A 2,695-nucleotide genomic window follows, 5' to 3' on the forward strand; every position below is an offset into this window, starting at 1 on the left:
GTGCCGACCGAATGCTGGCCGACCGCCTCGAACACGTCCTGCACGGTGATCTGCCGGCCGCGATAGCTGCCGGGCAGGATCGAGCCGCCATAGATGAAGATCGACGGCACGTTGAGGCGGACCATCGCCATCATCATGCCGGGCAGCGACTTGTCGCAGCCGGCCAAGCCGACCAGCGCGTCGTAGCAATGGCCGCGCATGGTGAGCTCGACCGAATCGGCGATCACCTCGCGCGACACCAGCGACGACTTCATGCCCTGATGGCCCATGGCGATGCCGTCGGTGACGGTGATGGTGCAGAATTCGCGCGGCGTGCCGTTGGCGGCCGCTACGCCCTTCTTGACCACCTGCGCCTGGCGCATCAGCGAGATGTTGCAGGGCGCGGCCTCGTTCCAGCAACTGGCGACGCCGACCAGCGGCTGCGCGATCTCGGCCGCCGACAGTCCCATGGCGTAGAGGTACGAGCGATGCGGCGCGCGCGCCGGACCAACGGTCACGTAGCGGCTGGGCAGCTTGGCCTTGGAGATCACCCTGGCGTCCATACTCGTCCTTGCCGCCCCTCAATGCGGCCTGCCTCATCGCCGGGCCAACCTGGCACGCATCCCGAGACCTATTCGAGTTGCTCCGGGTTTATGGCGGGAAATGGGCAGTTCCCCCGACCTGACTTCTAGCGCAGGGGTTGTTCATAAACTGTTGCTAAAACGTCACAATTGTGAAGGGCGCGGTTTGTGACCCGCATATGCAACATAACGTCGGCCGATCGGGCCAGGCCGTTGATTGCACAACGAAAAAGGCCGGGCATTGCCCGGCTTTTTTCCCAATCCTTCGTGGCGACTTAGAACTTGATCTTTACGCCGCCCGAAATCGCGGTGACCAGATCGTTGCCGAAGTCGTAGCTGGCATCCGCCCCGACGACTTTGCCGTTCTCGCCAATCAATATCCCTGAATGGCCGCTGGTCATCACGCCAATCGCACCAGCCAGCCGAACCTCGATATTCGGCTTCGGCGTGTAGGCGACGCCGCCGCCCAGCGTCCAGGTATCGGTCTGGGCACCATAACCATGCGAGGTGCCGCGATCCCAAGAAAGCTGACCAGCGGCGCTCCACTGATCGTTGAACTTGTGGCCGATGCCGCCTGAAACCGTCCAGCCGTCCCGATACATCAGGTCAAGCGAGGTCACCTCTGCTGGAGAATTCGTGAAGCAAAGCGCGGCGGGAACACCCACAGGGCAGATCGGCACGCTCTGCAGCACGCTCCAGTTGACCCACTTGATCGAACCGAAGGCGAGCCAGCCCGGCGCGACGCCCGACTGTAATTTCAATTCCACCACATCCGGCATGTATTGCGTCGAGCCGTAGATCGGGATCGTACCCAAGCCAACATTCGTCAAGTCCAGCGTGCCCGAGATGTTGTCGAGCTTGACCTTCGAATTGTAGACGAGGCTCGCGCGCAGCGCGATGTCAGGGATTTCATAGGCGATGCCGGCGCGCCAGCCCCAGCCGTTGCTCGTCAGGTCCACACGACCAGTTCCACCGAAGTTGGGCACCAGCGGTGACACCAAGTCTTCCTTGAAGCCATAAACCTTCTGATAGAAAACACCGCCAATAAAGCGGAGCTGGCCCTTGCCCGCATCCATTTTGTAAGAGCAGGTTGCAGCGTAGTTGTCGCTCTTGATGTCGGTCTCCATGTTGGAGAACGCGCCGTTCCACACGCCGGGCGCAGTGTGCGCGCCCCAAGGCTGTGAGTAATCGACCATACAGTCGACACCCTGGACAACCTGGACCTTGCCGCCGATGCGCGGCACCCAATAATCCTCGGCTCCGTCAGCCGTGGTTCCGAAACCGAGGTCGGCCCCTCCGGGACCGCGCGCATTCTTGTACTTGCGATCCGGCATCACGAAAGTCGCTTCCGCTTCCGTGGCGAAAGGCGCTGGATCGAACAGCAGATCGATGTCGTAGCCGCCGCGCTCCAGGCCGCCGGCATGCGCCGGATGCATTGCCGCACCGATAAGAGTCAGCGAAAAGCACCCTGCCCCCAGCAGTGCTTTGAGCCGCAAAATGTTCATGGATTCCCTCCCCGAAAATACGCGGGATCAAGCTAGAACCAATTCGGGTAAATGGCGCAACAACGAATTCAGGGGCTGTACACGTACGCCCTTGACAGCTCGCATTTTCGCCATTGTACCCGGCCGCGAAATCGAGCCTAATCGCGGCCAATAGGTATCGATTGGCAGAAAAAAGCTGCAAAAACCTTTCAATGCAGCTCAAAAACAGGCCATTTTAGGGGAAAAAGGCCCCATTGTTACATTATGGCAACAATAGGGCCTAAAGTTTCCGTTTACGTCAAAATTAACGCAACGGCATGCCTATCTCGCAGGCAGATGACGCTTCGGAAAGTCGCTCTCCAGCGGGAGCGAATCTTGCCGTTCAGCCGGCGTCGCGAACCCTGGTCAAAGCGACCGAAAGCTTCTCCTGCGCCTCGCGATATTCGGCAAGCTTTTCGCGCTCGGCCTCGACCACTTCCTCCGGCGCGTTGGCGACGAACTTCTCGTTCGACAGCTTCTTGTGCAGGCGGGCGATCTCCTCGGTCACCTTGGCCAGTTCCTTCTGCAGCCGCGCGGCTTCGGCCGCAAGGTCGATCAGGCTGCCGAGCGGCAGAGAGATGGTTGCCTCGTTGAGGACGATCTGTGCCGAGC

At 60.5% G+C, this 2,695-nt stretch carries 3 protein-coding genes; all 3 read right to left on the minus strand.

Annotated features, from left to right (window positions below):
- Positions 1 to 542, minus strand: a 542-nt coding sequence (locus EOA29_RS32130) for a dihydroxy-acid dehydratase (protein WP_189479056.1), incomplete at its 3' end; no start/stop codon positions are given.
- A gap of 293 nt (positions 543 to 835) precedes the next feature.
- Positions 836 to 2,065: an OmpP1/FadL family transporter gene (locus EOA29_RS32135; protein WP_126093388.1), complete on the minus strand. Its 1,230-nt coding sequence runs from the start codon at positions 2,063 to 2,065 to the stop codon at positions 836 to 838.
- Between the two features lie 361 nt (positions 2,066 to 2,426).
- Positions 2,427 to 2,695: hypothetical protein (locus EOA29_RS32140; protein WP_145969922.1), on the minus strand; the 269-nt coding region annotated here is incomplete at its 5' end.

Source organism: Mesorhizobium sp. M1E.F.Ca.ET.063.01.1.1 (assembly GCF_003998155.1).
Taxonomy (GTDB): domain Bacteria; phylum Pseudomonadota; class Alphaproteobacteria; order Rhizobiales; family Rhizobiaceae; genus Mesorhizobium.